Annotated in this window: 1 rRNA gene; it reads left to right on the top strand. The window is 54.0% G+C overall.

Annotated features, from left to right (window positions below):
* Nucleotides 1–158: 158 nt before the first annotated feature.
* Nucleotides 159–3,269, top strand: a 23S ribosomal RNA gene (locus INT29_RS19805); the annotation flags it as partial.

Below are 3,269 nucleotides of genomic sequence, written 5' to 3'. Positions count from 1 at the left end.
GGGTGTGGGTGGTGTTTGGTAGTGGTTTGAGAATCGTATAGTGGACGCGAGCATCAACAGCCCGATTTGTGTCGGGTTGTTATGTAATGTGATTTTTCTTGTGAAATCTTTAGTGTGAAATTTTCGCACACACGCATATGACCGTCTTTGATGTGGTGGTATGAGTGTGTAAGAGCGCATGGTGGATGCCTTGGCATCAGGAGCCGATGAAGGACGTGGAAATCTGCGATAAGCCTCGGGGAGCCGATAAACGGGCTGTGATCCGAGGGTGTCCGAATGGGGAAACCCCGCCGCATGAGAGTGTGGTGACCCGCATCTGAATATATAGGGTGTGTGGGGGGAACGCGGGGAAGTGAAACATCTCAGTACCCGTAGGAAGAGAAAATAAAACATGATTCCGGGAGTAGTGGCGAGCGAAACTGGATGAGCCTAAACCGTGTGCGTGTCAAACGTGCTGGTGTTGCGTATGCGGTGTTGTGGGGTATGCGTGTTCGGTCCAGCATGACTAGGACGTTGAGTGTGTTGCGTGTAGTCGAAGCTGGTGGGAAACAGTACCGGAGTGGGTGAGAGTCCCGTAGGCGAAACATGTGGCCCCGACGTTGTGCATACACCCGAGTAGCACGATACTCGTGGAATGTCGTGTGAATCTGCCAGGACCACCTGGTAAGGCTAAATACTTCCTGATGACCGATAGCGGATAGTACCGTGAGGGAATGGTGAAAAGTACCCCGGGAGGGGAGTGAAATAGTACCTGAAACCATGTGCTTACAATCCGTCAGAGCCTCCTTGTTGGGGTGATGGCGTGCCTTTTGAAGAATGAGCCTGCGAGTTAGCGGTGCGTGGCGAGGTTAACCCGAGAGGGGTAGTCGTAGCGAAAGCGAGTCCGAATAGGGCGTTTCAGTCGCGTGTCCTAGACCCGAAGCGGAGTGATCTAGCCATGGGCAGGGTGAAGCGTGTGTAAGAGCGCGTGGAGGCCCGCACCCACTTCAGTTGAAAATGGAGGGGATGACCTGTGGTTAGGGGTGAAAGGCCAATCAAACTCTGTGATAGCTGGTTCTCCCCGAAATGCATTTAGGTGCAGCGTTGCGTGGTTCTTGCCGGAGGTAGAGCTACTGGATGGCTGATGGGCCCCACCGGGTTACTGACGTCAACTAAACTCCGAATGCCGGTAAGGTTCAGCGTGGCAGTGAGACAGTGGGGGATAAGCTTCATTGTCGAGAGGGAAACAGCCCAGACCATCAACTAAGGCCCCTAAGCGTGTGCTAAGTGGGAAAGGATGTTCAGTTGCGAAGACAACCAGGAGGTTGGCTTAGAAGCAGCCATCCTTGAAAGAGTGCGTAATAGCTCACTGGTCAAGTGATTGAGCGCCGATAATGTAGCGGGGCTAAGTACACCGCCGAAGTTGTGGCAGCATCCCGATGAGCCGTAATGGTGGGGTGTTGGGTAGGGGAGCGTCGTGCTGGCAGTGAAGTCGCCGTGTGAACGAGTGGTGGAGCCGGTACGAGTGAGAATGCAGGCATGAGTAGCGAAAGACGGGTGAGAAACCCGTCCACCGGATGACCAAGGGTTCCAGGGCTAGGCTAATCCGCCCTGGGTAAGTCGGGACCTAAGGCGAGGCCGACAGGCGTAGTCGATGGACAACCAGTTGATATTCTGGTACCGACGCATAACCGTCAATACTAAAACACGTGATACTAACCATGTCATATGCCCGTGATGTCTTCGGATGTCTGGTTGGTGTGTGGTGTGGGACCTGAGTGTGGAGTCGGTAAGCGCGAGGTGTGACGCAGGAAGGTAGCCAGGCCACGCGATGGTAGTCGTGGTCTAAGGTCGTAGCACGTGGGGGTAGGTAAATCCGTCCCCACATAGTGTGTGAGAGCTGATGGGCGCCCCATTTTGGTGGGGTGATCTGGTGATCCTATGCTGCCGAGAAAAGCATCGGCGTGAGGTTGTGTGTTGCCCGTACCCTATAACCGACACAGGTGGTCAGGTAGAGAATACTAAGGTGATCGAGAGAATCGTGGTTAAGGAACTCGGCAAAATGCCCCCGTAACTTCGGGAGAAGGGGGACCATCCTGGTGAAGCCAACGTGCTTGGTGATGTGCTGGTGGTGGTCGCAGAGGCCAGAGAGAAGCGACTGTTTATTAAAAACACAGGTCCGTGCGAAGATGTAAGTCGATGTATACGGACTGACGCCTGCCCGGTGCTGGAAGGTTAAGAGGACTCGTTAACTGTTTTAGGACAGTGAAGCGGAGAATTTAAGCCCCAGTAAACGGCGGTGGTAACTATAACCATCCTAAGGTAGCGAAATTCCTTGTCGGGTAAGTTCCGACCTGCACGAATGGCGTAACGACTTCTCTGCTGTCTCAACCACGAACTCGGCGAAATTGCATTACGAGTAAAGATGCTCGTTACGCGCAGCAGGACGGAAAGACCCCGAGACCTTCACTATAGTTTGGTATTGGGATTCGGTGTGGTTTGTGTAGGATAGGTGGGAGACTGTGAGGCCTCAACGCTAGTTGGGGTGGAGTCGTCAAGTGAAATACCACTCTGACTATACTGGATTTCTTAACTTCGGACCCTGATCGGGTTCAGGGACAGTGCCTGATGGGTAGTTTAACTGGGGCGGTTGCCTCCTAAAGAGTAACGGAGGCGCCCAAAGGTTCCCTCAGCCTGGTTGGCAATCAGGTGTCGAGTGTAAGTGCACAAGGGAGCTTGACTGTGAGACGGACGTGTCGAGCAGGAGCGAAAGCTGGGACTAGTGACCCGGCCATGGCTTGTGGAAGCGTGGTCGCTCAACGGATAAAAGGTACCTCGGGGATAACAGGCTGATCTTGCCCAAGAGTCCATATCGACGGCATGGTTTGGCACCTCGATGTCGGCTCGTCGCATCCTGGGGCTGTAGTCGGTCCCAAGGGTTGGGCTGTTCGCCCATTAAAGCGGTACGCGAGCTGGGTTTAGAACGTCGTGAGACAGTTCGGTCCCTATCCGCTGCGTGCGTAGGAAATTTGTGGAGGCCTGTCCTTAGTACGAGAGGACCGGGACGGACGAACCTCTGGTGTGCCAGTTGTACCGCCAGGTGCATGGCTGGTTGGCTACGTTCGGGAAGGATAACCGCTGAAAGCATCTAAGCGGGAAGCCTGCTTCGAGATGAGATTTCCAACCCACTTTGTGGGGTGAGGTGTCCTATAGATTATGGGTTTGATAGGCCGGGTATGGAAGCACTGTGAGGTGTGGAGTTGACTGGTACTAATACGCCGATCACTCAT

The organism is Brevibacterium sp. FME37 (assembly GCF_014897485.1).
Taxonomy (GTDB): Bacteria; Actinomycetota; Actinomycetes; order Actinomycetales; family Brevibacteriaceae; genus Brevibacterium.
This window is presented reverse-complemented; position numbering and strand designations above follow the sequence as displayed.